The organism is Agromyces sp. NPDC004153, from assembly GCF_053603635.1.
The window spans coordinates 1,838,823-1,864,674 of record NZ_JBSGFY010000001.1 but is presented as its reverse complement, the minus strand read 5'-3'; the positions used below and the strand labels follow the sequence as shown (position 1 = coordinate 1,864,674).

Annotated in this window: 29 protein-coding genes; 9 read left to right on the top strand and 20 right to left on the bottom strand. The window is 71.9% G+C overall.

Going from position 1 to position 25,852, the window contains the following annotated elements:
* Nucleotides 1-20 precede the first annotated feature (20 nt).
* On the top strand, nt 21-479 hold the full coding sequence (locus ACWEOH_RS08695) for an SRPBCC family protein (protein WP_452030048.1): 459 nt from the start codon (nt 21-23) through the stop codon (nt 477-479).
* Between the two features lie 31 nt (nt 480-510).
* Here the strand turns inward: ACWEOH_RS08695 and ACWEOH_RS08690 are convergent, their stop codons facing one another.
* The 4 genes from ACWEOH_RS08690 to ACWEOH_RS08675 all read right to left on the bottom strand — a co-directional run bounded on the left by ACWEOH_RS08690 (nt 511) and on the right by ACWEOH_RS08675 (nt 3,878).
* Nucleotides 511-780: a hypothetical protein gene (locus ACWEOH_RS08690; protein ID WP_452030046.1), complete on the bottom strand. Its 270-nt coding sequence runs from the start codon at nt 778-780 to the stop codon at nt 511-513.
* A gap of 54 nt (nt 781-834) precedes the next feature.
* Entirely contained in the window at nt 835-2,397 is a 1,563-nt protein-coding gene (locus tag ACWEOH_RS08685) for a class I adenylate-forming enzyme family protein (RefSeq protein WP_452030044.1), read from the bottom strand.
* Nucleotides 2,398-2,499: 102 nt separating this feature from the next.
* Nucleotides 2,500-3,033 (bottom strand): hypothetical protein, encoded by a 534-nt coding sequence (locus tag ACWEOH_RS08680; RefSeq protein WP_452030042.1) that lies wholly within the window; start codon nt 3,031-3,033, stop codon nt 2,500-2,502.
* A gap of 173 nt (nt 3,034-3,206) precedes the next feature.
* Complete coding sequence (locus ACWEOH_RS08675; protein WP_452031889.1) at nt 3,207-3,878, bottom strand: arginase family protein; 672 nt, start codon at nt 3,876-3,878, stop codon at nt 3,207-3,209.
* A gap of 28 nt (nt 3,879-3,906) precedes the next feature.
* Here ACWEOH_RS08675 and ACWEOH_RS08670 point away from each other — a divergent pair, with 28 nt between their 5' ends.
* Both ACWEOH_RS08670 and ACWEOH_RS08665 read left to right on the top strand, forming a co-directional pair.
* Nucleotides 3,907-4,257, top strand: a complete 351-nt coding sequence (locus ACWEOH_RS08670; protein WP_452030040.1) for a DUF2200 domain-containing protein — start codon at nt 3,907-3,909, stop codon at nt 4,255-4,257.
* Nucleotides 4,254-4,580, top strand: coding sequence for a CHY zinc finger protein (locus ACWEOH_RS08665; RefSeq protein ID WP_452030038.1), 327 nt, complete (start codon nt 4,254-4,256; stop codon nt 4,578-4,580). Before ACWEOH_RS08670 ends, ACWEOH_RS08665 begins: the two co-directional genes overlap by 4 nt.
* 1 nt (nt 4,581) lies before the next feature.
* On the opposite strand, the gene ACWEOH_RS08660 is transcribed toward ACWEOH_RS08665, so the two are convergent.
* From ACWEOH_RS08660 to ACWEOH_RS08630, 7 genes are all read right to left on the bottom strand, one after another.
* Entirely contained in the window at nt 4,582-4,773 is a 192-nt protein-coding gene (locus ACWEOH_RS08660) for a hypothetical protein (protein ID WP_452030036.1), read from the bottom strand.
* 184 nt (nt 4,774-4,957) lie between these two features.
* On the bottom strand, nt 4,958-5,704 hold the full coding sequence (locus ACWEOH_RS08655) for a hypothetical protein (RefSeq protein WP_452030034.1): 747 nt from the start codon (nt 5,702-5,704) through the stop codon (nt 4,958-4,960).
* 1 nt (nt 5,705) lies between these two features.
* Nucleotides 5,706-6,356 (bottom strand): RNA polymerase sigma factor, encoded by a 651-nt coding sequence (locus ACWEOH_RS08650; protein WP_452030032.1) that lies wholly within the window; start codon nt 6,354-6,356, stop codon nt 5,706-5,708.
* A gap of 86 nt (nt 6,357-6,442) precedes the next feature.
* Nucleotides 6,443-8,248 (bottom strand): SulP family inorganic anion transporter, encoded by a 1,806-nt coding sequence (locus tag ACWEOH_RS08645; protein ID WP_452030031.1) that lies wholly within the window; start codon nt 8,246-8,248, stop codon nt 6,443-6,445.
* On the bottom strand, nt 8,245-9,432 hold the full coding sequence (locus ACWEOH_RS08640) for a low temperature requirement protein A (RefSeq protein ID WP_452030029.1): 1,188 nt from the start codon (nt 9,430-9,432) through the stop codon (nt 8,245-8,247). Before ACWEOH_RS08640 ends, ACWEOH_RS08645 begins: the two co-directional genes overlap by 4 nt.
* Nucleotides 9,433-9,497: 65 nt before the next feature.
* Nucleotides 9,498-10,277 (bottom strand): phosphatase PAP2 family protein, encoded by a 780-nt coding sequence (locus ACWEOH_RS08635; protein WP_452030027.1) that lies wholly within the window; start codon nt 10,275-10,277, stop codon nt 9,498-9,500.
* A gap of 52 nt (nt 10,278-10,329) precedes the next feature.
* Nucleotides 10,330-11,514 (bottom strand): low temperature requirement protein A, encoded by a 1,185-nt coding sequence (locus ACWEOH_RS08630; RefSeq protein ID WP_452030025.1) that lies wholly within the window; start codon nt 11,512-11,514, stop codon nt 10,330-10,332.
* 76 nt (nt 11,515-11,590) lie between these two features.
* Here ACWEOH_RS08630 and ACWEOH_RS08625 point away from each other — a divergent pair, with 76 nt between their 5' ends.
* A complete protein-coding gene (locus tag ACWEOH_RS08625) occupies nt 11,591-13,336 on the top strand; it encodes a glycosyltransferase (RefSeq protein WP_452030023.1) in 1,746 nt (581 codons plus the stop codon).
* 74 nt (nt 13,337-13,410) lie between these two features.
* On the opposite strand, the gene ACWEOH_RS08620 is transcribed toward ACWEOH_RS08625, so the two are convergent.
* Nucleotides 13,411-14,640 carry a serine hydrolase domain-containing protein gene (locus tag ACWEOH_RS08620; protein ID WP_452030021.1) on the bottom strand — a complete coding sequence of 410 codons (1,230 nt, stop codon included), beginning with the start codon at nt 14,638-14,640 and terminating at the stop codon, nt 13,411-13,413.
* 273 nt (nt 14,641-14,913) lie between these two features.
* Between ACWEOH_RS08620 and ACWEOH_RS08615 the strand changes: the two genes are divergently transcribed.
* Both ACWEOH_RS08615 and ACWEOH_RS08610 read left to right on the top strand, forming a co-directional pair.
* The gene (locus ACWEOH_RS08615) at nt 14,914-15,321 is read left to right on the top strand and encodes a DUF4383 domain-containing protein (RefSeq protein ID WP_452030019.1); all 408 of its coding nucleotides are present in this window, start codon (nt 14,914-14,916) and stop codon (nt 15,319-15,321) included.
* An 11-nt stretch (nt 15,322-15,332) separates the two neighbouring features.
* Entirely contained in the window at nt 15,333-15,878 is a 546-nt protein-coding gene (locus tag ACWEOH_RS08610; protein WP_452030017.1) for a hypothetical protein, read from the top strand.
* A 124-nt stretch (nt 15,879-16,002) separates the two neighbouring features.
* Here ACWEOH_RS08610 and ACWEOH_RS08605 read toward each other — a convergent pair whose 3' ends face one another.
* Nucleotides 16,003-17,328: an ATP-dependent DNA helicase gene (locus ACWEOH_RS08605; RefSeq protein ID WP_452030015.1), complete on the bottom strand. Its 1,326-nt coding sequence runs from the start codon at nt 17,326-17,328 to the stop codon at nt 16,003-16,005.
* A 176-nt stretch (nt 17,329-17,504) separates the two neighbouring features.
* On the opposite strand from ACWEOH_RS08605, the gene ACWEOH_RS08600 reads away from it, so the two are divergent.
* Nucleotides 17,505-18,551, top strand: coding sequence for a hypothetical protein (locus ACWEOH_RS08600; protein WP_452030014.1), 1,047 nt, complete (start codon nt 17,505-17,507; stop codon nt 18,549-18,551).
* A gap of 35 nt (nt 18,552-18,586) precedes the next feature.
* Here the strand turns inward: ACWEOH_RS08600 and ACWEOH_RS08595 are convergent, their stop codons facing one another.
* The 5 genes from ACWEOH_RS08595 to rpmB form a co-directional block, all read right to left on the bottom strand.
* A complete protein-coding gene (locus ACWEOH_RS08595; RefSeq protein ID WP_452030012.1) occupies nt 18,587-20,557 on the bottom strand; it encodes a cytochrome c oxidase assembly protein in 1,971 nt (656 codons plus the stop codon).
* A 264-nt stretch (nt 20,558-20,821) separates the two neighbouring features.
* The gene (locus tag ACWEOH_RS08590; protein ID WP_376952975.1) at nt 20,822-21,109 is read right to left on the bottom strand and encodes an HU family DNA-binding protein; all 288 of its coding nucleotides are present in this window, start codon (nt 21,107-21,109) and stop codon (nt 20,822-20,824) included.
* Between the two features lie 336 nt (nt 21,110-21,445).
* The gene (gene rpsN, locus ACWEOH_RS08585) at nt 21,446-21,751 is read right to left on the bottom strand and encodes a 30S ribosomal protein S14 (protein ID WP_148733081.1); all 306 of its coding nucleotides are present in this window, start codon (nt 21,749-21,751) and stop codon (nt 21,446-21,448) included.
* A 3-nt stretch (nt 21,752-21,754) separates the two neighbouring features.
* Entirely contained in the window at nt 21,755-21,922 is a 168-nt protein-coding gene (rpmG, locus tag ACWEOH_RS08580; protein ID WP_021760158.1) for a 50S ribosomal protein L33, read from the bottom strand.
* The gene (gene rpmB / locus ACWEOH_RS08575; protein WP_136708936.1) at nt 21,922-22,158 is read right to left on the bottom strand and encodes a 50S ribosomal protein L28; all 237 of its coding nucleotides are present in this window, start codon (nt 22,156-22,158) and stop codon (nt 21,922-21,924) included. The genes rpmG and rpmB overlap by 1 nt, the downstream gene beginning before the upstream one ends.
* A 297-nt stretch (nt 22,159-22,455) precedes the next feature.
* On the opposite strand from rpmB, the gene ACWEOH_RS08570 reads away from it, so the two are divergent.
* Nucleotides 22,456-22,848: an MmcQ/YjbR family DNA-binding protein gene (locus tag ACWEOH_RS08570; protein ID WP_452030008.1), complete on the top strand. Its 393-nt coding sequence runs from the start codon at nt 22,456-22,458 to the stop codon at nt 22,846-22,848.
* Nucleotides 22,849-22,851: 3 nt separating this feature from the next.
* Here the strand turns inward: ACWEOH_RS08570 and ACWEOH_RS08565 are convergent, their stop codons facing one another.
* Nucleotides 22,852-24,384: a LuxR C-terminal-related transcriptional regulator gene (locus tag ACWEOH_RS08565; protein WP_452030007.1), complete on the bottom strand. Its 1,533-nt coding sequence runs from the start codon at nt 24,382-24,384 to the stop codon at nt 22,852-22,854.
* A gap of 270 nt (nt 24,385-24,654) precedes the next feature.
* Between ACWEOH_RS08565 and ACWEOH_RS08560 the strand changes: the two genes are divergently transcribed.
* The gene (locus ACWEOH_RS08560) at nt 24,655-25,068 is read left to right on the top strand and encodes an SRPBCC family protein (RefSeq protein WP_452030005.1); all 414 of its coding nucleotides are present in this window, start codon (nt 24,655-24,657) and stop codon (nt 25,066-25,068) included.
* A gap of 57 nt (nt 25,069-25,125) precedes the next feature.
* On the opposite strand, the gene ACWEOH_RS08555 is transcribed toward ACWEOH_RS08560, so the two are convergent.
* Entirely contained in the window at nt 25,126-25,845 is a 720-nt protein-coding gene (locus ACWEOH_RS08555; RefSeq protein WP_452030003.1) for a hypothetical protein, read from the bottom strand.
* Nucleotides 25,846-25,852: the final 7 nt, after the last annotated feature.

The window sequence follows — 25,852 nt, the reverse complement described above, 5'->3', positions numbered from 1 at the left end:
GAGCGAGAGGGGTGATCCCGATGATCGACAAGACCCACACCGTCAGGATCGACCGCCCGGTCGACGAGGTGTTCGCCTACGTGGCCGAGCCGCGCAACGAACAGCGCTACCACCGCGAGCTCGTCGAGGTGATCCGCGACGGCAACGGCCCGTACCGGGTCGGCGAACGATTCCAGTGGGTGATCAAGATGCTGGGCACGAGCACCTACGGCATCGAGGTGACCGGTCTCGAGCCCGAGCGGCTCATCCAGCTGACCACCGTGGAGGGCAAGGGGAAGATGAAGCCCGTGGTGACCATGACGTTCCAGCCCGATGGCGACGGGACCCTGTTCGCCCGGCGCATCCAGTTCGAACCGACCGGGTTCTTCCGCATCGCGGCGCCGCTGCTCAAGCGGAATCCCAACGACCCGAACACCAAGACCGCGCAGGCGCTCAAGCGAGTGCTCGAGACGCAGCCGGCCGCGGGCCGTCCTATGTGATACTCGACCGGCGGGACACCGATCGGTAGACCTACCAGACGGTGCCGCCGCCGACCGAGATGCCGCCCCACGTGAGCGCGATGAAGATCGCGGCGAACACGACGGGCGCGATGCCCTTCCCGTTGCGCGCGAGCCCCTTCAAGAGGGCGATCACGGCGAGCACCGCGGCGACGATGGAAAGGCCGCCGCCCACGATCAACCCGATGAACAATGGAATCGGCATGAGCACGAGACCGGCCAGTGCGAACCAGAACGCGGCCCAGGCGGTCGGGTTGGAGCGGGACTCGACGGAAGATGACATGCGCCCAGTATCTCGTGTCCGCGGATCCCACCCCGTCATGGGCTCCGATCGGGGTCACCGACGCGAGAGCCCGTGCACCGAGCGCTCCGCCATCCGCTTCAGGCCCATGCGGTCGACCTTTCCGGTGGCGGTCGACGGCATCTCGTCGAGCACGACGATCTCCTCGGGTGCCTTGTAGCCGATCTTCGCTCGCGCGAAGCGGATCAGCTCGACGTCGGGGGGCCGCTCGCAGCCCTCACGCAGCGTGATGTACGCGCGCACGTTCTCGCCGTGGACGGCGTCATGGATTCCGACGACGCCCACGCTGTCGACGCTGGGGTGCTCCAGCAGGACGTCCTCGATCTCCTGCGGGCTGATGTTCGATCCGTCGTGCACGATGATCTGCTTCCGCCGACCCGTGAAGTAGAGGAAGCCGTCGTGATCCGCGCGGAGGACGTCGCCCGTGTCGAGCCATCCGTCGGCGAAGGCGGCATCCGTCGCGGCGGCGTCACCCCAGTAGCCGACGCAGGCGCCCTTGGTCTTGATCCACGCGCGACCCTCGCCCCCGACCTCGACCTCGGCGCCGAGGTCGTCACGGATCGAGAGCGAGACGCCGGGTGCGGCCAGGCCGACGGATCCGATCCTGATCTCGGCAGGTGGACTCACGCTCACGAGCCCGGTCTCCGACAGCCCGTAGGCCTCGTCGATCGTGGTTCCGCTGAGCGCGATGAACTCGCGTTCGAGTTCGGCGGACACCTTGTCACCAGCCGCCCGGCAGAGGCGGAGGGACGAGAAGTCGTCCTGCGTGGCGCCGTGGTCACGGGTCAGTGCGAAGAGGGCCGACGGCAGCATCGAGAGCACGGTGGGACGATCGTCGCGCAGGAGCGCAAGCAGCTCGTCTCCGTCGAACGTGCGGGCGACGGCGATGCCCGCACCGGCACTCAGCGCCCCGAACGACACGTAGAATGCGCCGACGTGCGAGAGCGACGATCCGGCCAGCACGAGGTCACCGGGGCCGAACTCGAGCGCGGCCGCCGCGGTCGCGAACATCCAGCCGAGCGACCGGTGAGTGTGCGTGACGCCTTTCGGGGGGCCCGTGCTCCCCGACGTGAAGAAGATGACCGCGGGCGCGGTAGGCTCCGCGGGCTCCAGCGGCTCGGCCGGCCCACCGCGCTCCAGCAACTCCTGGAACGCGGCTCCGCCATGCTCGGCCTCCCGGTAGCCGATCGTGCCCAGCGGGAGTTGCGCCACCCGCTCGCTCGCCGCCAGGTCCTCGTCGCGCTCGACGTGGGCGAGCAGCATCCGTGCGCCGCTGATGCCGAGCGCGTGGTCGATCTCGGTCGCCGTGTAGCGGTAGTTGAGCAGTGTCGCGACCATGCCCGCCTTGAAGCATGCGAGGTAGTGAACGATGAGTTCGTACCGGTTGGGCATGAGCGACGCGATCCGGTCACCCGGCTCCAGGCCGAGCTCGAGGTAGCCGGCTGCGAGCCGTTCGGTCACGTCCTCGAGCGCTTCCCACGACAGGCGCGCCCGAGCGGAGACGAGCGCGAGCCCGTTCGGATCGCGCTCGAGACCGGCACGCAGCAGGTCGCTCGGCGTTGCCGGCTGTCGCAGCTCTGCTCCGGAGTAGGTCCCCACCAAGGTCTCCCGACGGCGTGTGGCAGGAGCCTACGCCCCTGCCCGTCTCGCCACCACGGCGTGTCATCACGAAGCGCGAGTCCGGATGCGCCTCTCGCGCGCTCACATCCTGGTGGCGATGATCGCGCCCGACGTCACGAGGTACACCACCATCGAGAGGATCGGGGCGACGGTCGCCACGACGATCGCCGCGATTCCGTACCCGCGTCCGCGCTTCAGCACCACGGCGAAGATCCCCTGGACCAGCGCCCAGACCCCCACCAGGGTCCCGAGCCCGAGGTGCAGCAGGACGATGAGTCCGAGCTGGACGTCCACCGCAGTCGTCGGCGCCGTCAAGTCCTGCTCGAACGTCGTCGACGGGTCGGTCACCGAGCCGGCGAAGACGCCGATGGCCACCGACGTCGCGACCGAGAGCACCAGCAGCACGATCGCGCCGATGCATGCGACGATGCCCAGGATGCGGGGCTTCGGGGCATCCGGCGACGGGATGCCGTAGGGCAGGACCCCCGACGTGGCGGGGGGATACTGGCCGGTCGGAGGGTGCCCTTCTGCAGGGTGAACGGCGGTGGGATACGCGGTGGTCGGGTGCGCGGCTGGAGCGTATTCGCCGAACTGGGGGCGAGCGGAATCGGTCATGATCATCGGGCTTTCTTCGTCGGGTCCGCCGGCACGGATGAAGGGGCTGCACCGGCGTCAGCGTCGCAAGAGTATCCGCCCGCGATCGGCCGCCCGTGTCCCCAATGCGGGGGACGAGCTGGGAGGGCTTGGCACCGCAGCGCGCGAGGACCGCGAGCGCGATGCCGATGCATTCATCGACGAGCCGCGGGCACGCCCAGCCCCATCAGCGTGAGCAGCTCCCACGCCGTGTGCGCGGCGGCGAGGCCCGTGCCGGCGACCTCGGGCGTGCCCGTCCCGGGCGCCTGCGACGGATCGAGGACGTCGATGTCGATCGAGACGTAGACCGGGCCGGACCCGAGCCGTCGCCGGATCCGACCCGCGATGTCCTCCATCGACCGGTTCTGGAACTCCTCGCTCCGGATCAGCTCGAACCCGGCACGTCGGTCGTCATCGAGCTCCTCCGGGCCGTAGACGCCGCCGCGGATGCCGACATGCTGGCAGTGGTCCAGATCGAGCAGCCCCTCCTCGGCGGCCCGCCGGAACGGCGATCCGTGCCAGATCGAGGCGCCGTGCAGCACATCCCAGGTGTCTAGGTGGGCATCGAAGTGCAGGACCGCCAAGGGTCCGTGCTCCGCGGCGGCCGCCCGGAGCAGCGGCAGCGCGATGGTGTGGTCCCCTCCGAGTGCGAGGATCCTCGTGCCGTCCGAGACCAGCTGCCCCGCCTTCGCGTGGATGGTGTCGACGGCCTCCTCGATGCCGTACGGTCCGACGCGGACGTCGCCCTCGCATCGTGCCATGTCGCCCCTCGCGGCGGGAGCCACCCTCCGATCGCGGTCTCGTACGCTGGGAGGACCGACCCGCATCGCCACGACACGAAGGAGACCGACGAGCATGGAGCACCGGATCTTCGGCCTGAGCTTCGCGAGCATCTACCCGCTCTACGTGCAGAAGGTCGAGCGGAAGAACCACAGCCGGGACGAGGTCGACGAGGTCATCTGCTGGCTCACCGGGTACGACGACGCGGGCCTCGAGCGCGCGATCGACGACGGGGTCGACCTGCGCACCTTCTTCGCGGATGCCCCCGGGATGAATCCGAACGCGTCCCTCATCACAGGCGTGATCTGCGGCATGCGCGTCGAGGAGATCGAGGATCCGCTCATGCAGCAGATCCGCTACATGGACAAGCTCGTCGACGAGATCGCCCGCGGCAAGAAGATGACGTCGATCCTCCGCGGGTCATGACGAACGCCTCACCCGTCGTGCACGGCGCCACCGTCGACGACCAGACCCGGTGCATCCACTATCGCACCGAGCTCGACGTCGTCGCGATCCGATTCGCGTGCTGCGGCCGGTACTACCCGTGCCACGCGTGCCACGCCGAGTCCGAGACGCACCCCGCGCGGCAGTGGCCGCGCGACGCGGGCGGCGAGCACGCGATCCTGTGCGGCGTGTGCCGCACCGAGTTGACGATCGACGCCTATCGGGCCACCGACGTGTGCCCGTCCTGCGGCGCCGCGTTCAATCCTGGGTGCCGCCTGCACGCGCACCTGTACTTCGAGGATTGAGTCACGTCACGAGCGTGTGGAACAGCTCGTAGACCATGAACGCCGGCCAGAAGATGCCCTGGAAGAACGCCCAGATGAACTCCCAGAACTGATCGGCCCGCTGGAAGAAGAACACCCAGGCACCGATGATCCCGAGCCCGTAGATCGCGCCGCCGCCGGCGAAGCAGCCGGCGTTCGAACTCCTGTCGCTCATGTCGACCTCCGCGGGCCACGATACGCCCGCGCGTGACGCCGCACGGGCCATTCGTCCCATCCGCGGTGCCGGGATGCCCGCGAACGACGCCGGCCCGGCCGGAGGAAGGTCGCACACCGCGGACACGACGGACCCCCGCCCGGGGGGAGGGCGGGGGTCCGTCGCTTCGGGTCGCTGAGGGGGGTCAGTGCTTCCCGGAACCGGGGGCGTCCCCGGAACTCTGCTGGCCGGTGGCGCCCTTGTCGTCGGCCGTGTCTCCGGCGCCCTGGGTCGCCTGCTCGGCGTTCTCGAGGCCGGCCTCGCGCTGCTCGACCGCGGTGTCGAGGCCCTCCTGGCCCTGCTCGCTGGCGTTCTCGCCGGCGGTCTCCATGCCGTTCTGGTTGGCGTCCTCGGCGTTCTCGAGTCCGGTCTGGCGCTCGTCGTCGGCCGGCTTGCCCGCGTTCTCGGCGGTCTCGATGCCGAACTCGCTGTTCTCGACGCCGGTGTCGCTCACGTGCTCCCCGCCGGGGTGCCCGGTGACCTGCTCGAAGACCTGCTGCGCGGGGCCGGGGAGGGCGCCGACGGCACCCGCCGCACCTGCTCCTCCGACACCGACGGCGAGCGCCGCGCCCGCTCCGATCGCGATCTTCGTCGCGAGCCCGAGGCTCGCAAGTCCGGTGAATGCCACTCTTCTTCTCCGTGTTCTCGGCGACGACGCGGGGGTGAGCGCCGTGGCCGGGGTGGTTGCCGGTAGGGACGGCGAGATCCGCTCGGCTCGTTCGAGGTCGAGGCGCAGGGCCAGCTCGGCCGAGGGCCGAGGGGGCGCCTGGAACGCCGCCTGCCGCATCTCGGCGACGGCCTCCGCCAGCGCGGTCAAGTCCTCGCGGTCTGCGGGGACCCGACCGCGCAACAGGGCGGGGGCCTCGTCGTCGGTGATCCGGTGCGTGTTCATCTCACTCCCTGCCATCGACGGATGCCCCGAAAGGGGTACGGGTTCGCGCCAACTTCTTTCGCAGCGATTCGAGCGCCCTGCGCTGCAGCGCCTTGACGGCGCCGGGACGCTTGCCGAGCACCTCCGCGACCTGCTCGATCGTGAGGTCGGCGACGATGCGCAGCAGCATCACGTTGCGCTGGTCGGGTGCGAGGCCGTCGAGGAGCGCTCGCGTCGCGGCATCCCCGAGGCTCGACGTCGCCACGTCTTCGGCGCTCGGACTGCGCCGCGGGTCGCGCTCGTCGTCCCACTCCTCGTGGACCCCGTGCCGCGATCGTCGGCGAAGCTCGTCGGTGAGCCGCCGGTAGGCGATGGTGAAGACGAAGGCACGGAAGGCGGGCTCGTCGCCGCGGAAGCGATCGAGCTGGTCGAACACGGCGAGGAACACCTCGCTCGTCAGGTCGTCGGGCTCGAGCGACCCCCGTGCCCGCAGGAACGCGGCGACGGCCGGGGCGTAGTCGACCCACAGGTTCGTGCACGCCCATTGCGCGCCGGCCTGCGCCGCGAGCAGCACGGCAGGGAAGGCGTCGGCGGAGCCTCCGGCGGCGGATGGGCGCGCGGATGCCGCGCTTCTGGACGTCGCGCGTGAGATCGCGCCCTCGTTCTCAGCCATGGCGCGGACGAGTGTAGGCGATGCGACCTGCACGTGCGCCGATGCATCCACAGGGCGGCTCCGCTCCCCGCCTGCTCCGGCGAGCGCTATCGGCCCGACGCGCCCGATTCGTCGGGCCGGTCGGGCCCATCGGAGTCGTCGCCGCCGTCATCGTCGGAGCCGGACGCGCCGGGCTCGTCCGCCCACTTCGTGCCGTCGAGGTCGCCGCGCAGCGTCCCGGTGATCTCGTCGACGGCCGCGCCGACCGTCGGGGCGAATCGGTCGGGCGTGAACCGGTCGGTCACGCCGTAGGCGCGCAGCACGTCGACGACGGGGTCCTTCATCTCGGCGAGGATCAGCCGGATGCCGCGCGAGGCGAGGTACTCGTCGAGCTCGACCAGCTCGTCGATGGCGGTCGTGTCGATGCCCGTGATCGGCTCGGCCGCGAGGATGACCGTCTGGACGCCCGGTCCGGCCGCCTGCACGCGGGACCGCACGAAGTCGTCGAAGATCCCGCCGTTGGCGAAGAACAGCGGCGCGTCGAAGCGCACGATGACGACGCCGGGGATCCGCTCGCCCTCGGGATAGCGCGACAGGTCGTGGTAGCCGCGCAGGCCGCTCACCCGGCCGAGCTCCGCCCGGTAGGGCCGCCACGACTGGTTCACGAACGCGAGCAGGCTCAGCGCGATCGTGACCGCGATGCCCTCGAGCACGCCGACGGCGAGCACCCCGACGAAGGCCGCCAGCGAGAGGAACGCGTCCACCCGGTCCATGCGGACCAGCCGCACGAATCCCCGGACGTCGATGAGCCGCGACGCCGCCGCGATCACGACGGCGGCGAGCGTCGCCTCGGGCAGGAACGCCGTGAGCCCGGGCACCAGCAGCATGAACGCCACGATGAGGAGCGCGCCCACCACCCCGGTGAGCTGCGTCTTCGCGCCGGCCTGCTCGGCCACCGGCGTGCGTGACGAGGAGGCGGAGACCGGGAAGCCGCCGAACAGCCCGCCCGCCACGTTCGCGGCGCCGATCGCCGCCATCTCCCGGCTCCCGTCCACCGACTCGCCGCGGCGGGCCGCGAGCGTGCGCGAGAGGACCGCACTGTCGGTGAACGCCACGAGGGCGATGCCGGCCGCCGGGAGTGCGAGCGCCGCGACATCCGACCACTGCAGGCCGCCGAGCGCCGGCGCGGGAAGCCCCTGCGGGAGGGCGCCCACCATGGGCATCAGGTCGGCGAGCCCGAAGATCCACGTGACGAGGGTCGCCACCACGACCGCCACCAGGACCCCGGGCACGGGCCATCGCAGCCATGTCAGCACGACGATCACGGCGAGCGAGGCGAGCCCGAACGCCGACGCGATCGGCTCGATCTCGCCGCCCGACACGCCCTCGACGATGTGCACGACCTGCGTGAACGGCGATCCGGCCTCGATCGAGAAGCCGAGCAGCTTCGGCACCTGGGAGATGATCACCAGCAGGGCCACCGCATTGAGGTAGCCGACGCGGATGGGCTTCGACAGCAGGTCGGTCACGAATCCCAGGCGCAGGAGGCCGCCGAGCAACAGGATGGCGCCCACCATGATCGCGAGCAGGCCCGCGAGCGCGATCGCGCGAGTGTCGTCGCCGAGCGCGAGCGGGAGGATCGCAGCCGCGATGATCGGGGCGAGCGCCGAGTCGGGTCCGAGCACGAGGATCCGCGACGGCCCGAGCACCGCGTAGACCAGCAGGGGCACGATCGTCGCGTACAGGCCGGCCGCGGGCGGCAGCCCCGCGACCTGGGCGTAGCCCATTCCCGCAGGGATCAGCAGCGCCGTCACCACCACTCCGGCGCGCAGGTCGCGCAGGAGCCAGGCGCGCCGGTACTGGCGAGCCGTGTCGATCCCCGGCAGCCAGCTGAGCCTGCGCCCGCGGGTCATCTCCTGCGAATCACCCCCTCCACCGCGAGCACCACGGCGACGAGCACCACGGCGATCGCGAGCGCCGCCATCGCGGGCACCACGGCCAGCAGGGCGACGGATGCCGCGAGCAGCAGCGCCCCGACGGCCCGCACGACCGGCCATCGCCCTTCGACGAGCCGCGCGAACACGGCCGTGGCCGCGACGTAGGCGGCGAGCCCGGCGGCGAGCGCTGACGCGCCGAACCAGCCGTAGGCCTCGGCGTCGCCGATGTGCGCCATCGCGTCCTCGACGCCGAGCGCCGCGAGGATCACCCCGGCGACGACGACGAGGTGCACGTAGGTGTAGGCGTCGATCGCGAGCTGGACGCGCGCGGCATCCGATCGTCGCTCGAGGGCGTGCTCGCCCGCCTCGGCGAGGCGTCCGAAGTACGCCCACCAGAGCAGCACCGAGAGCGCCACGGCCAGCGCCGACCCGATCGCGATCGCCGGCCCGATCGGCTCGCGGGCGACGCCCACGCCGATGGCGACGATCGACTCGCCGAGCGCGAGGATGACCACGAGCCCGTACCGCTCGGCCCAGTGCGCCGTCGAGTGGATGCGCCATCCGCCGACGCGGCGCGAGCTCACGTAGGTGAGGCCGGCGTCGTAGAGCCAGGCCGCGAGCCAGATCCAGGTCTGCCACGGCGAGCCGAGCCAGACGCCGACGAGCAGCGCGGCGACGGCCGGCACCATGGCGACCGCCTGCGTGACGAGCACCTGGCGCCGCAGTCCGGCGTCCTCGCCCGCGGCTGCGAGGTAGAGGGTCGCGTGGATGATCCGCACCGCCGTGTACGCGAGCACGAGCACGAGCGGGCCGTTCCACCCGCCCGGCAGGTCCTCGTAGGCCTCGGGGATGGTGAGGGCCGCGATGAACACCGCGATCATCGCGGCGGTCATGCCGATCCGCATGCCCGCCTGGTCGGCGGGCGCCTGGTTCGCGAGCCAGCCGAACGCGGCCCACGTCCACCACATGAGCGCGAGCACGATGAGCGCCTGCAGGATGCCGAACGCGCTGTGCGTCTCCGCCATCAGGCGGCTCACCTGCGTGAACGCGAAGACGTACACGAGGTCGAAGAACAGCTCGAACGTCGTGACGCGGCTCGACTCGCCTGCGGTGCGGAGGCGACCGACGCGGCCGCCCGTGGTGCCCGATGCATCCTGCATCGCACCAGCATGCACGACCGGTGGCGACGCGATCCAGAGTGGGTGACGGATGCCGCGCCCCCGGCTCACCGCGCCGCGTCGTGCCGTGTGCGGACCCAGATCGGCGGGTGCGGCATCCGTTGCTCGCGGTAGAGCCGTTCGGCGAACGGCGCCCACACGATGACCGCCACGCCGGCGCCCACGAGCATGCCGCCGATCGTGTCGGAGACCCAGTGCGCGCCGAGGTAGGTGCGGCTCAGCATCATCAGCACGGTGTACGCCGCGCCGGCGACCCACACCCAGGTGCGCAGGAAGATGATGCCGAGCGCGGTGGCCACGACGGCCGCGTTCGCGCTGTGGCCCGAGGGGAACGAGCCGAAGTCGGGGTTCACGAGGATGTCCTCGGGTCGCGGCCGTGCGACGACGACCTTGATGACGCGCGTGACGGTGGCGCTCGCGAAGGCGGCGACCACGGAGTAGACCGCACCCCACGGCCGTCGCCACAGGAGCAGGCCGGCGACGATGGCACCCGGCACGACGAGCGTCGAGATCACGCCGCCGCCGAGGGCGTTGAACACGAGCGCCGGCACGGTGAGCAGGTCGCTGCGGGTCGCCACGAGCACGCCCATGACCTCGACCTCGAACCCGAACGGCTCGTTGCTCTCGCGAGCGACGATGACGAGCGCGAGGAGCACCACGAGCGCGAGGGCGGCCCCTCCCGACACGACCCACCAGAGGCGGGAGACGCGCACGGGCGCCGGGGCGCCGGCCTCGGGGGGACGCGTGCCGGGCTCGTGCGCCGGCGCGGGCTCGGGCGGCGGCACGCCCCGCGACGGCTCGGAGTGCTCGCCCCTTCGCGTGGTCATGCCACCATCCTGCGCCGATGGGACCGCGGCGCGGCAACGGGTTGACGCGTGATCAGCCTCCTGCGCGCCGCCCGCGTCGCAGCCGGTCGACGGTCTCCATCGCGGCCACCACGACGAGCACGCCCGTCGACACCGCGCCGACGGCGAGCGGCGTGAGGAACGGCGAGAACGCGGCGATCGCGATGATGCCCAGCACCCCCGCGACCTGCGCGGTCGGCCAACGACGCTCGAGCAGCCGCCGGAACAGGAGCGTGCCGGCGAGGAAGAGCAGCGGGCCGCCCAGCACCGTCACCACCGCCGACGCGCTCTGCTCGTCGGGGTGCCCGAGGAGCTCCTTGTCGCCGACGCTCACCAGCACGACGCCGCCGATCACGAGCAGGTGCACGAAGGTGTACGCCGTGCGGGCGAGGCGGCCCGGGCTGTCGGAGTCCTCCATGGCCTCGGCCCCGATGCGCTCGCCGTGGTCGAAGTAGATCCACCACATCGCCGCGGCGGAGGCGAACGCGAGCAGCATGGCGGTCGCGGAGGCGAACGTGACGTCGAGCTCCACGAACGCGAACCCGGTGACGAGCAGGCCCTCGCCGAGCGCGATGAGCACGAACAAGGCCGACCGCTCGGCGATGTGCGCGCCCGAGAGGTCCCAGCGGCCCATGTCCATCGGCCCCATCATGGGCAGCGGGAAGCCGAGCAGGGCGCCGAGCACCTCGAGGCCGAGCGCCATCGCCCAGAGCGGCAGCTGCGCCGGCAGCGGCAGGAGCGCGCCGACGATCCACAGCACGCTGCCCGCGGCCGTCCATGCGAGCACGCGCGCGAAGTCGAGCGCCGCGTGCCGGTCGTGACGCCACGTGGCGTACACGATGAACCCGGTGCGGCCGAGCTGCAGCACGACGTAGGCGATCGCGAACATCCACGCCCGCTCGCCGAACGCGTCGGCGATGGAGATGCTCATGACCATCGCGACGAACGCCAGGGCGATGACGGCGCCGCGCACCGGCAGCTTCACGGGATCGAGCCAGTTCGTCACCCACGTGGTCGCCACCCACGACCACCACAGCGCGACGACCATGATCGCGCCCTCGACCGCGCCCAGCGGGTCCTGGTGCTCGTAGAGGTACGCCGACAGCTGGGTGAGCGCGAAGACGTAGACGAGGTCGAAGAACAGCTCGACGTAGGTCACCCGGTCGGCGCGCGGCGTCCCCGTGGGGCGGAGCACGTCGCGACGGAGTCCGAAGGGCATGCCACATGATGGCACGGGCGGCAAGGGGGCGACCGGTTCGCGGTGCATCGCGTCGGGCGTCGCTAGCGTTGGGGGAATGGCGGGCGGCATCTCGGACGTGCGGCGGCAGGTCGCGACGGTCGCTGCACCGTCGCTGCCCCACGGGCGGCAGCTCGCGGTGACGTGGGGCGTCCCCGAGCCGTTCGGCGGCATGACCTCGGCGCTCCTGCACCGCTCGCGCGCGTTCGTGCGGCTGGCGGGCCGCGAGGTCGACGTCGTGACCTTCGACCCGCGGCCCGACCTCGCGGCGGCGCGCGAGCGCCTGGCCCGAGCGGGTGAGCTCATCCCCGGCATCCGACTGCGAAACCTCTGGGAGGACCTGCGGGGCGGCCCGGGCGGCACCGCGGTGGTCGCGCCGGGCGACGACGGCGGATTGCTCGTCGAGCACCTCCGCGACGACGGCAGCCTGGCCGCGCGCGACGAGCGGTTCCCGGCGAGCGCGGCGGGGCCGTCCCGCCGTATCACGACGTACGACGCCGACGGCGCCGTCCTCCGGCAGTGGACCCGTGCGTGGGACTGCTACGCGGAGTGGCTCGACGGCGTCGTCGGCGGCGAGCGCGCCTTCGCCGTCACCGACAGCAAGACCGCCGCCGAGTTCATGGCGCGGTACCGCCGCCCGAACGTCGTCTCGCTGCACCTCGTGCACAACTCGCACCTCGTGGGTCCCGACCGCCCCTGGGGCGTGCTGCGGCCGTCACGCCGACGCGTGTTCGCGCACCTCGAGCGGTTCGACGGCGTGGTCTTCCTCACCGAGCGGCAGCGCGCGGATGCCGCGACCCTCCTCGGCGACCCCGGCAACCTCGCCGTGGTCCCCAACGGCATCGACCCGCTCGGCGGCGATCCTCCGCCCGACGCCGAGCGCGACCCGGCCGCCGGCGTCGTGGTCGCCCGCCTCACCACCCGCAAACGCATCGACCATGCGATCGAGGTGGTGCGCTCGTGCCGCGAGCGCGGCGTGCCGGCGACGCTCACCATCTACGGCGACGGTCCGGATGCCCCGGCCCTCCGCCGCCTGGTCGACGACGCCGGCCTCGGCGACGCCGTGACCTTCGCGGGGCATCGCACCAGCGCCGCCGATGCGTTCGCCGACGCGTCGTGGACCCTCGTGACGAGCACCTTCGAGGGCTCGCCCCTCGCGCTGGCCGAGGCGATGGCCCGCGGATGCCTCCCCGTCGCGTACGACATCCCGTACGGGCCGGCCGACCTCATCGCCGACGGCGTCGACGGCCGGCTCGTGGTCGACGGCGACCTGGACGCGGCGGCCGACGCCGTGGCCCGCCTGGTCGCGTTGCCCGAGCGCGAGCGCGAGCGGATGCGGCGTGCCGCCCGGGCGACCGCCGCGCGGCTCGACGACGCGCACGTGGTCGAGGCGTGGGGCCGCGTGCAGCGTTCCGCCGCCGCCCGTCACGACCGCGCGGCGCCGCCGGTCGACGTCGGACTCGACCGCCTGCGGATGCGGTTCCGGCGTGGGCGCCTGCGGGTGTCGGTGCGGCTGCGAGGCGTGCCGCCCGGCGCGTCCGTGACGATCACGTTGCGGCGGCGCGGGCGCGGCGCGCTCGTGCGGGAACGACGCCCGGCACGGGACGGCCGCACGATGTGGCGCCTCGGCGAGCGCGCGTCGCGCCTCGTGGGCGGGCGGCATCCGCTGACCTGCCTCGTCGAGGTCGAGCACGGCGGCACCCTGGCGGAAGCCGGGCGCGTCACCGCGCATCCCGACACGCGCTCGGTCCCGCGCCGAGCCGCGCAGCGCGTGCTCGGACGGTTCGGCCTGCGCCGACGCTAGGCCGAGGCGCGGCCCCGGCGGCCCAGGAGCAACCCGAGCAGCATCATGGCGACGGCCAGCGCGCCGTGCAGCCACTACGCCTTCGGGCAGACGCCGAGCTCCTGCATCTTCGCCGTCGCCTGGTCGGCCGACCAGGGCAGCTCGATGAGGGGCTGCTCGCCGCCGGCCGCGGGCGGCGCCTTCGACGCGAGCGAGGCGAGGGCGAAGGCGACCTCGCGAACGAACGCGGGACCGGGCGTCGAGTTGTTGAGCGCGACCACGACCGTGAGGCCGCTCGCGGCGTCGGTGAACGCGGCGGTGAGCGCACCGGCCGTCTCGCCGGCGGTGCCGCGCATCGGTCCGTACTGCACGCCACCGAGGCCCGCGGCCTGCCACGCGGGAGCGTCGCCGCCGAGCGGGACCGTGTTCCACTGGGCGCGCGCCGTGCGCTCGCTGAGCAGCGCGCCCGTCGCGAACGCCTCGCTGAGGGAGCGGGCGTCCTCGAGCGTCGAGATCGCGCCCGCGGCGGCACCGCCCATCGAGCTCGACGCCTCGGTGTCGTCGAGCAGGAGGGCGCAGTCGACCGCCCCCGTCACGGTGATCGACGAGTAGCCGCCCATGACCCCGGCGTGCTCGGTCACGGTCCCGGGCGGCAGCGAGGTCTCCTCGAGGCCCAGCGGCCCCAGGACGTACTGCTGGGCGAGCTCGTTCCACGTCTTGCCCGTGCGCCGCTCGAGCGCGAGCGCGAGCAGCAGGACGCCCGTGCGCGACTCGCGCACCTGCTCGCCGGGCGGGCCGATGCGGTTCAACGCCATGCCGTTCGCGAGCAGCTCGTTCGCCGGCCAGACGCGGCCGGGATTCGCGCCGAAGGTCGGGCGCAGCACGGGGTAGTAGTCGGCCAGGCCGGAAGTGTGCAGGCACAGCTGCTCGAGGGTGATGCCGTCGAGCTTCGGGATCCAGTCGACATACGTCGCCACGGGGTCGTCGAGCTGCACCTCGCCCTGGTCCGCGAGCCGCAGCAGCACCGTGCAGGTGATCTCGGTCGTCACGGTGGCGAGGCGGAACCCGGTGTCCGTCGTCATGGGCGGTGGCTTCTCGCCGAAGTCCACGGTGCCGGATGCCGCGGTCCACTCGCCCGCCCACGGTGCCCACACGCCCGCGACGCCGCCGCTCGACCCGCTCAGCGCCACCGCCTGGTCGAGGACGCCCTGGAGTCCATCGGCGAGATCGCCGCCGAGCGGCGAATCGACGGGCGAGAACTGCGCCGACGGGTCGACGGCCGTGCCGAAGCATCCGGTCAGGGCGATCGCGAGGGCCGCCGCCATCGCGGCGACAGGTCCTCCCCGCCGCCGGGACCTCCCCAGACGGTCAGCCACCGAGCCCCCCTCGCTGTGCGTTCCGCTGCGATTGTAACCCGCAATGGCGGGACGGCCGATGTCCCATGACGCAGGAGCTTCAACGGTGTTGCCGCGGATCGCTGCGGATGCCCCGATCAGATGCCGCCCGCCGCATGTCCCCCGGCGACCAATCCGTTCCGCGCGGTACGCCGAACCACCCGCATACCCGGCGATCGCCGGGACCATCGAAGGAGGCACCTCATGCGCAACTCCCCGAACCGCATCGTCGCAACCGTGTTCGGCGCGGTCTACGTGCTCGTCGGGTTGCTCGGCTTCGCCGTCACGGGCGGCGTCGGGTTCATCGCCACCGAGGGCGGACTGCTGCTCGGCATCTTCCAGGTGAACCCGCTGCACAACGTGGCGCATCTCCTGATCGGAGCCGCGCTGCTCATCGCCGGGATCACGTCGGCAACCGCCGCCAAGACGGTGAACATCGTCGTGGGCGGCGCCTACCTGCTGCTCGGCATCGTCGGCTTCTTCCTGGCCGGCACCGCGGCGAACATCCTCGCCCTGAACACCGCCGACCACTTCCTGCACCTCGCGAGCGCCATCGTGCTGCTCGGCGTGGGGCTCGCGGCCGAGCGCTCGCCACGCGTGGCCACGGCCTAGGGAGCCGGGCCGTGCACGCACTGTCGGCGCTCGCGCGAACGTGGCCGATGCTCTGCGCCCTCGGCGCCGGGCTCGTGCTGCTCGCCCTCGCCGCCGGTGCCGGGGGGATGGCGGGGGGCCTCATGGCCGCGGCCGGTGCGGCCGGCCTCGGCTGGGGCGTCCTCTCGCTGCGGGCGGGTCGCGCGCTCGTGCCGGGCGTCGTGCTCGGCACGGGCGCGGCCCTGCTCGTCGGGGCGGGGCTGCTCGTCGGAAGCGGCCTCGCCGAGGCGGCCGGCGTTCCGGTCGGGTCGCTGCTCGCGGCATCCGTGTTCATCGCCGTCGTCACGGGGCACTGCGCCGTGGTGGTGCGCGGGCGGAGCGCCGCTCACGGGGCTCGGGATGGTCGCTCGGATGCCCCGGCACCTCGTGCGGCTGCCGTCGACGGGCGGCTCCCGCTCGTCGGCCTCGTCGTCGGCGCACTGCTCGTCGCGGGCCTCGCCACGCCCGCACTCGCGGCCACCGAGGCCGGTCGCGTGGCGGTGCCGCACGGCGAGCACGACCACCAGCAGCACCACTGACGGGGGTCGGGGGCGCGTGGCGACGACGCCTCCGGCCGCATCCCGGGGCGGCGTGCGACGGGGGCGCGCCGCCCCACTCCGCCCGTACTGCGCACGGGCGGGCAGCCGCAACCGGTTCGGCCGGTTACGGCTCCGACGTCGGCCCGACCGCGTCCGCGTCGATCTCGCGCATGGCGCCGGCCATGAACCGCTCGACGTCGCGGTCGACCATGATGTCGCTCGGGCGCAGCGGCCGGGCCAGGTACAGGCCGTCGAGCGCCGTGAGGCGACTGAGCGCCACGTAGGTCTGCCCGGGGCTGAACGCGCGCGACCCCAGGTCGACGACGGCCGCGTCGTAGCTCGCGCCCTGCGACTTGTGGATCGTGACCGCCCACGCGAGCCGCAGCGGGAACTGCGTGAACTCGGCGACGATCTCGCGCTCGAGCTTCTTGCGCACGGGATCCCACGAGTAGCGGTACTTCTCCCAGGTGGCGGGCTCGACCTCGTGCTCCTCGCCGTCGACCTCGACGCGCAGCTCGCGCGTGAGCGACGTCACGGTGCCGATGGTGCCGTTGACCCAGCGCGGGCCCTCGCCGCGCAGGGCCACGTCGTTGCGCAGGAACATGACCTGCGCACCGACCTTGAGCTCGAGCCGCTCGTCGGCGGGGAACGCGCGGCCGCCGAAGTCGCCGTTCACCTCGGCCTCGTTGGCCTGCGAGTGCCCGGGCAGGCGATGCAGCTGCTGGGCGTTGATGCGGTTCACCGTGTCGTTGCGGGTGGCGAGCGTGATCGCCCCGTGCTCGGGCAGCGGCCGGCGCGCGCCCACGTCGTTGAGCACGCCCGCGATCTCTGCCGTGACGCGGCCGTGCCGCACGGCGTTGAGCATGAACTTGAACTCGTCGTCGTGCTGGCGATGCACCTCGCCGAGCTCGAAGATGCGCAGGTCGGCCTCGCGCCACACCTTCGCGTCGAAGAACCACATCGACTCGTAGGTGTCGGCGAAGTACCGGCGCTCGTCGCCGTCGCCCGGCACGGGCGCGAGCTGGTAGGGGTCGCCGAACAGCACGACCTGCGCGCCGCCGAACGGCTCGTGGGGCCGCTGCCGAGCCTGGCGCAGCGACCGGTCCATCGCGTCCATCAGGTCGGCGTTCACCATCGACACCTCGTCGACCACGAGGGTGTCCATGGCGTTCAGGAGCTTGCGCACCGCATCGTTCTGGTCGATGTCGCGGTCGGCGATCACGCCGATGGGCAGCCGGAAGAGCGAGTGGATCGTCTGCCCGCCGACGTTGAGCGCCGCGACGCCCGTGGGCGCGCAGATCACGATCTGCTTCTGCGTGTGCCAGTTCAGGTGGTTGAGCAGCGTCGACTTGCCGGTGCCCGCGCGCCCCGTGACGAAGACGTGTTCGCGGGTGCCCTCGATGGCCTGGAACACCGCGGCCTGTTCGCGGGTGAGGGTGACGTTCTGCACTGGTGGCCTTCGGCGAGCGGATGCCGCGGGCCCCTCCCGCGGCGGCGCCCCTGCGGGCGCGCTCCCACTGTAACCTCGGCGCGGGCCGGATCGGCCCGGACGGCGGACGCCTGTGGGTGCGCGCGCACGCCTGGGGATATCCGGGCGTGGATCCGGTGCCCGCTTAGACTGTGCGGGTGGGGAGCTCGGGCGCGCGACGGGGACCGGTGTCGCCCGCCGCGATCGCCGGCTGGGCGATGATGGCGGTGCTGCTCGTCGGGGCGTTCCTCGCCGCCCTGGGCTCGCTGAACCAGACCATCTACGGCGCGTCGAGCTTCGTCGAGCGCTACCTCGAGGCGATCGCCGACGACGACATCGCCGCTGCTTCCACCACGCCGGGGGTCGCCCTCGACGCGGCGGAGCTCGCGGAGCTGGGCCTGCCCGAGAACGTCTCGACGGCGATGTTCCGCTCGGGCGTCGTCGAGAGCGGCCCTGAGGACATCCGCATCGTGAGCGACGTGGCCCTGCCGGACGGATCGCACTCGGTCACGGCGAGCTACCGGCTCGACGTCTCGATCGTCGAGACCACGTTCGACGTGCGGCCCATCGCCCCGCTCTACGGCGTCCTGAATCGCTGGGAGTTCTCGGTCAGCCCGATCGCCGTCATCGACGTGACGGCCGCGCACAATCCGCTGTTCACGGTCGGCTCGCTCACCCTCGACACGCGCGCGGCGAAGTCGGGCGACGAGCTCACCGCGTTCACGCAGACCGCCCCCTACCTCGCGATCGCCCCCGCCGTCTACGAGTTCGGCTACACGTCGACGCTGCTCGAGGCGGTGCCGACCGCCCTGCCGGTCGAACCGTCGTCGCGACCGGCGGTCACGGTCGACTCGGTGCCCACCGCGACGTTCGTCGAGCGCGTGCAGGTGCAGGTCAACGGCTACCTCGACCAGTGCACGGCCCAGCCGGTGCTCCAGCCCGCCGGATGTCCCTTCGGGATCGAGATCGACGACAAGGTCGTGAGCGACCCCGTGTGGACCATGGTCACCTACCCGGCCGTGACCCTCGCTCCAGGCGAGAGCGCGTTCGAGATGCCGCCGACCGAGGGCGTCGCGCACATCTCGGTCGAGGTGCAGTCGCTCTTCGACGGCGAGTTCTCGCAGCTCGAGGAGGACCGGTCCTTCATGCTGTCGCTCACGGCCACGATCCGGCCCGACGGGAGCATCGCGATCCAGCTCAGGTAGCACCCGCGACGGCGCCCCGCGGCATCCGCCCGCACTCAGCCCTGCGCGTCGTGCTTCGCGATCGCCGCGAGCCGGGCGTTGTACTCCTCGAGCTCGGCGTCGCCCGTGCGGTCGGCGTGCCGGTCGCGCCGCCTCGACTCCTTCTCGTCGCTCCGCGCCCACTGCACCGCCACCGTGATCGCGAGGGCGACCGTGGGGATCTCGCCGACCGACCACGCGATGCCGCCGCCGAGCTGCTGGTCGGCGAGCGCGTCGGTGCCCCAGCCCATCGCGCCGTACCAGTCGCTGAGCAGCAGCCCGGTGCCCGACATGATCGCGAGGCCGAAGAACGCGTGGAACGCCATCGTGCCGAGCAGCAGCACGAGGCGGAACGGGTAGGGGAGCCGGTACGGCACCGGGTCGATGCCGATGAGCGACTGCACGAACAGGTAGCCGGTGATGAGGAAGTGGGCGATCATCCACTCGTGGCCGATGTGGTCGGTCATCGTCCAGCGGAACAGCGGCGAGTAGTAGAACACCCAGAGCGAGCCTACGAAGAGCACCGCGGCGACGATCGGGTTCGCGATGATCGACGCGAACCGGGAGTGCACGGCGAGCAGGATCCACTCGCGGCCGCCGCGCGAACCGTCTTTTCGGGCATGGATGGCGCGGGCCGCGAGCGTCACGGGCGCACCCGGCACGAGCAGCACCGGCACGCCCATCGTGAGCGCCATGTGCGCGCCCATGTGCGCCGAGAAGAGGTATTCCTCGTAGACGTTCACGCCGCCGTTCGTGATGTAGGCGAGCAGCAGCAGACCCGCGACCCACAGCACGGTGCGGTACACCGGCCAGTGGTCGCCGCGGCGGCGGAGGCGCCACACGCCCGCGAGGTAGAAGAAGATGCCGAACCCGCAGAGCAGCAGCCAGATGAGGTCGACGTTCCACTCGGTGAAGTAGCGGTACCACTCGGGCCACGGCGGCAGCGGCACGCCCGTGAGGATCTGGGCCGGGGTACGTGCGACCGAGCCGACCTCCTCGGTCACGGGCGTCGCCGTGCGGGCGAGGGCCGCCGCCACGCCCGACGCGAGGCCCATGAAGGCCAGCTCGATGACCACGAGGAACCAGAAGTCACGACTCGCGGATGCCTCGCCGCGGGCGATCCGGTTGATCAGGAACCTGCGCTGCAGGGCGCCGAAGAGGCCGAGCGCGACGAGGGCGGCCACCTTCGCGAGCACGAGGACGCCGTACTGGGTGGCGAGCTGGTCCCATGTGCCGATGCGCAGCGCGGCGCTCGCGTAGCCGGAGATCGCGACGACGATGAAGCTGATGAGCGCCACCGTCGAATATCGGGCGAGCACGACCGGCAGGCGGTCGGCCTCGAGCTGTCGGCGCAGCAGCACGATCGTCAGCAGGCCGCCGAGCCACGCGGCGGCGAAGACGAGGTGCAGGCCGAGGTCGGCGACGGCCGCGTTGTGCCCGGCAGCGCCCGCGGCGTGGCCCTGCTGCGCCATGGGCACGAGGGAGAACACGGCCAGGGCCGCGACGAACACGAGGGCGGTGTGATTGCGCACCGCGAAGCACAGCACGGTGACGGCGGCCGCAACGAGCGTGGTCGTCAACCACGCCTGGCCGAGCTCGATCGACGTGACGAACAGCCCGAGCTTCTGCCCGAACGCTTCGCCCAGGTCGAGCGTCTCGCCGGTCACGACGAGGAAGGTGAGCACTCCTGTCGCGGCGCTCGCCACGGTCATCACGGCGGCGGATGCCGCGGCGATGTCGAGCGCGAGGTCGAACTCCTTCTTCGCCGGCGCGAGCGCCCACACGGCGAGCACCAGCGCGCCGATCATGCCGGCCGCGCCGAGGTTCACGAGGAGCTTCGCGACGGGGAGGCCCCAGCGTGCGATCGGGCCCGGGTCCTGGATGGGGAAGGGGGCCGCGCCGCCGCCGTACGCGAGGGCGCCGAACGTCGCGAGGAGCGCGACGGCGAGGAGCACGGCGGGGCCGAGCACGCGGACGGAGCGGGGCACCGAACCAGCCTAGACGGCGCGACCCGTGCGCCCGCTCGGAGCGGGCCGCCGCGGCATCCGCCCCACTCCCCCGCTTCCCCGCTCCCCCGCGCTTCAGGCCTGCGCGTGCCGAGGCCTCGCCTGCAGGGAACGCGAACCGTCGCAGATGCATGGTCCGATGCATCCCGACTGTGCATCCGCGACGGTTCGGTTCGGCGTGAGCTGGCACGCGGGGACGACGAAGGGGCGCACGGTCGCGCCGTGCGCCCCTTCGGAGGTCGGATGCTACTTGGCGGCAGCCTTGAGCTTCGAACCAGCCGACACCTTGACCGAGTACCCGGCCGGGATGTCGATGGTCGCACCCGTCTGCGGGTTGCGGCCGGTGCGCGCGGCGCGGTGCGTGCGCTCGACGGCGAGCCAACCCGGGATGGAGACCTTGGTGCCCGAACCGACGGACTCGGCGAGCGCGTCGAAGAGACCGCCGAGCACGGAGTCGACGGTGGCCTGGCTCTGGCCGGTCGACGCAGCGATCTTCGCGACGAGCTCGGTCTTGTTCAGCGACTTGTCAGCCATTGAATGTCCTCCTCGGACTTTCCGCTGTTTCGGTACAGCTATCGATGAGTACTCGGGAACGATCGAACAACCGCCCCCGTGGCCGATCAGGCCGCCTTCAAAGTAGCAGAGAACCGCGGAAACACGCGGATTTCCGGGGCATTCGGCGGCATCCGGCTCCGGCGTGTCGCGGTCTGGAGACCTCGACGCGGCGGAGTGGATGCGTGGGAACGCGTTCGGTCGCTTCCGGGGGACGACGAAAGGGGCGCCCCGTTCGGGACGCCCCTTCGCTCAAGCGATGCCTACCAACTCGCGCTAGCGCGCGAGGGATACTCGGCTGAGCCTATTGTCGTCGTGTCACCACGACGACTTCGTGATGCCGGGCATCTCGCCGCGGTGGGCCATGTCACGGAAGCGGACGCGCGAGACGCCGAACTTCGTGAGCACGCCACGGGGGCGGCCGTCGATCGCGTCGCGCGAGCGGACGCGCACCGGCGAGGCGTTGCGGGGCAGCTTCTGCAGGCCGACGCGGGCGGCCTCGCGGGTCTCGTCGGTGCCGTTCGGGTCGACGAGGGCCTTCTTCAGCTCGAGGCGCTTGGCCGCGTAGCGGTCCACGACGGCCTTGCGCTGCTCGTTGCGCGCGATCTTGCTCTTCTTCGCCATGTCTTAGCGCTCCTCTCGGAAGTCGACGTGCTTGCGCACCACGGGGTCGTACTTCTTGAGCACGAGACGGTCGGGGTTGTTGCGACGGTTCTTGCGGGTCACGTAGGTGTACCCGGTGCCGGCCGTCGAACGGAGCTTGATGATGGGACGGATGTCCTGCTGCTTCGCCATTAGAGCTTCACCCCACGAGCCTGGATGTCCTTGACGACGGCCTCGATGCCACGGGCGTCGATCACCTTGATGCCCTTGGCGGACACGTTCAGGGTGACGTTACGACGAAGCGACGGCACGTAGTAGGTCTTCTTCTGCACGTTCGGGTCGAAGCGGCGCTTCGTCCGGCGGTGCGAGTGCGAGATGTTGTGTCCGAAGCCGGGAACGGCTCCGGTCACCTGGCACACTGCTGCCATTGGTCTTTCCTCCAATACCGAGGGGCGGATGCCCCTCCCAAGGTCTCTTGTCTGCTGACGCTCCCCATGCCGAAGCCCGCGATCGCTCGCGTTCTCGGGTGTGGATTGTCGCGGTCTGGGCAGTGGAAGTACCCAGCCAAACGTCGAGTCTAACAGACGGGCTGATCGCGACCGAAATCGAGCGGATGCCGCGGGGCCGGTCGCGTGCCGGCGGTCACGAGTGACACGAGCGCGGTCACGCGAAGCGCGCGCCGCCGAGGGCTGCGGCGCGGCATCCGTCGGCGTACTGTGACCGCCATGGCGACGTGGGACGACGTGCGCGAGCTGGCGCTCGCCCTGCCCGAGGCGAGCGAGCACGTCTCGCGGGGCAGCGCCCAGTGGAAAGTGCGCGCGAAGGGCTTCGTGTGGGAGCGCCCGCTGCGCCGGGCCGACCTCGACTCGCTGGGGATCGTCGAGCAGCGCGGGCCGGTGCTCGGCGCGAAGACCGAGGACGAGGCGGTGAAGCTCGCGCTCATCGCGGAGGATCCGACCGTGTTCTTCACGACGCCGCACTTCGACGGCTACGCCGCCGTGCTCGTGCACCTCGACCGCATCTCGCGGCGGCGGCTCTCCGAGCTCATCGCCGAGGCGTGGGCGGCAGTCGCCCCCGCGCGGCTCGTGCGCGAGCACTTCCACCACGAGTCCGACTAGCGGTCAGGGCAGCAGGTGGTGCTGCACGGCGTACGCGGCGGCGGCCGCCCGTGAGTTCACGCCGATCCTGCCGAAGATGTTGCTGACGTGACGATGCACGGTGCGCTCGCTGATGTAGAGCCGGGCGGCGATGGCGCGGTTGGTCATCCCCGCGGCGACCAGCCGCAGCACCTCGATCTCGCGTTCGCTCAGCCCGCCGGGCGCCGCTCTCGCCGGGTCGGCGAGGGATTCGACCTGTCGGAGGTCGGGATCGGCGCCCAGTTCGGTCAACAGCTCCCGCGCCGAATCCAGTTCGAGCCGGGCGCCCTCCTCGTCCCCGAGCGCTCGGCAGGCTCGGGCGATGAGCACGCCGGTCCGCGCCGTCTCGTACGGAGCGAAGAGCCGTCGCCACGTATCGGAACTGCGTCGTAGGAGCGGAAGCGCTGCCTCGGGGCGGCCCGATGCGAGTTCGACCTCGCCGTGTGCTCTCGCAGCTTCCGCATCGAGTGCGGAGCTGCGGAGGGCCAGCGCCAGCTCATCGAGCTCGGTGAGCGCCTGCTCGGCCTCCGTGAGCTCGCCCGCCGCGAGCGCGACGGTCACCACCGAGGGCAGGAGGCGTGCTCGCGCCGGAACGCCCGTCGCCTCGGCCACGGCGCGACGGAGCCCATGAAGTGCGGTGTCCAGGTCTCCCTGTCGCAGGCGCAGCAGTGCCAGCCCGGGCTGGGCGGTGCGGCCGAGCGCGGTCGCCCGGCGGTAGGCGAGCTCGGCCGCGTCATCCTGGCCGAGCAGGCGGTGCACCTCGCCGAGCTCGTAGCACGCGTGGCCGGCGACCAGCACGCCGTTGCCATCGGTGAGACTGCGCGCGGCCAGCTCCAGTTCTGCTTCGGCCTCGGTCAGCTGTCCTCGCCGCCGCATGAGGGCGGCTCGGTAGACCCGGCAGTTGTCGAGGAGGGCGCCGCCGTACGACGCCGGGAGTGAGGCCATCCAACGTTCCAGCGCCCGGGCCCACTCCTGGGCACGGGCGAGCTCGCAGGCCTCCTCCTCGCAGATGCCGATGGCGGCGCAGTACAGCATGCTCGTCATGCGCGGGGAGGTCTGCCCGCCGGCGACGTGCAGCATCGCGTCCTCCAGGCGCGCCAGGCCCTCCCTGATCCGGCCGGCCATCACCATCGATCGTCCGGTGAGCAGGATCGCGAAGGTCTCCAGGTCGTTCTCGCCGCGTTCTCGACCCTGCGCCAGGGCGCCGGTGAGCGCGGCTCGTGCCTCGTCGTATCGTCCCTCGACGATGGAGCGGCGTGCCTCGGTGATGGAGAGCCAGCCGGGCTGCACGGCGCCCAGCGTCTCGGCGAGGTCACCCAGCCGCGCCATCCAGCCGCCGGCCCGGGCGAACTCGCCCGCGTAGAGGAACTCCGAGTACAACCAGAAGGCGCCGGTCGCCGCCGCGGTCAGGTCGCCGGCTGCTGCCCGGAGCTCGAAGGCCCGTTCGAGGGCCGACACGGCCGCATCGTGACGCCCGGTCAACTGGGCGGCCTCGCCCAGGCGCTCCAGGTCCTCCACGCCCAGTCCATGCTCGGCGTCGGCCGCGATCCACTCGCGACAGGCGTCGTCCCAACGTGCCTGTCGATGAAGCGCCCGCGCGTGGCGGATCCGCTCGTCCCGTTCCGGCATCAGCCTGATGATGGCACGCAGCGGCGTTGGCCCGGAATACCCATCGGGCTCCCGGGAGGTCGGCCCGCCCTGCGGATGCCTCGATCCGCTCGTGCCGCGAGATTGGTGCTGTCCGAAGTCGACCCATCACCACACCGGGAGGGCATCATGAAGGTCCAGGTGAGCACGACGATCGCGCGTCCGCCGTCCGAGGTGGCGGCCTTCACGTTCGACGCGCGCAACGAGGGACGGTGGCACACCGACATCCTGGAGATGGAGGTCACCGGCGGCGACGGTGTCTCGGCAGGCACCACGTACCACGTGCGGGTCAGGCCGGCCATGGGCGTCAGCGAGGGCACCGGGTCGGTGCTCGAGCATCGCTCGGACCGGACCGTCTTCGAATGGCGACTCGGCGACCTCACGTCGGTCATCACGCACGCGGTCGCGCCCGATGGCTCCGGCACGCGGTTCTCCAGGACGGTCGACCTGCGCTTCCCGCAGCCGATGCGCCTGGCGTCCCCGATCATCCGTCCGATGGTGCGCAAGGGCAACACGCGGTTCGTCGCCAACCTCAAGCGGATTCTCGAGGCGTGACGCGCTGCGCCCGTGGATGCCCCGGACCGCACGCACGCGGCACGGGGCATCCGCTGCTCAGCCCTTCGGGATCGTGCGCCGCGAGAGCAGCGCCGCGACGAAGAAGCAGACGGCGCCGAGCGCCGTGCCGGCGTTCGCCCAGATCTCGTTGAGCAGGTCGCCCGTGTCGGGGATCACGTAGGCGCCGACCGCCGAGATGCCGAAGAAGACCGATCCGAGCAGGTTCAGCCCGGTCCCGTGCCAGGTGCGGGCGTCGGTGTCCCAGAGCTGCCCGCGGTCCTTCGTGGCGACGACCGCGAGCGTCGACGCCACGAGGAAGGCGATGGACCCCCACGCATCGGGCCGCCAGCCGATGCCCACCGCGTCGGGCCGGGCGATGGCCGCGGCGAGCGCGGCCCCCGTCGAGATGTTGAAGAGGAGCGTGCCCGCGAACTGGACGGCGGCCGCCCACCAGTCCGCCCGGTCGGCCCGGTTCATCTTCGCGTGCGGCGCGACCCGCCCGCTCAGGCTGAGCTGGATGAACGCGGCGAGCGTGAAGAAGATCGACCCGATGAAGAACGTGAGGTTCGCGCCGACGACGCCGAGCCAGTCCGCGTACCAGGGCAGCGCGCCGACGAAGAAGCACAGCGAGCCGACCGCGAAGCCCCAGGCCTCTCGGCGCAGCCGCCGCACGGTCGTGACCGGATGCCGCGTGGCGCCGCTCGCGGCATCCGGTGCGTTCGCGGCATCGCGCTCGCCCACCGCGCCTTCGTCGCTCGTCGAGCCCGGGTCGCTCATCGAACCT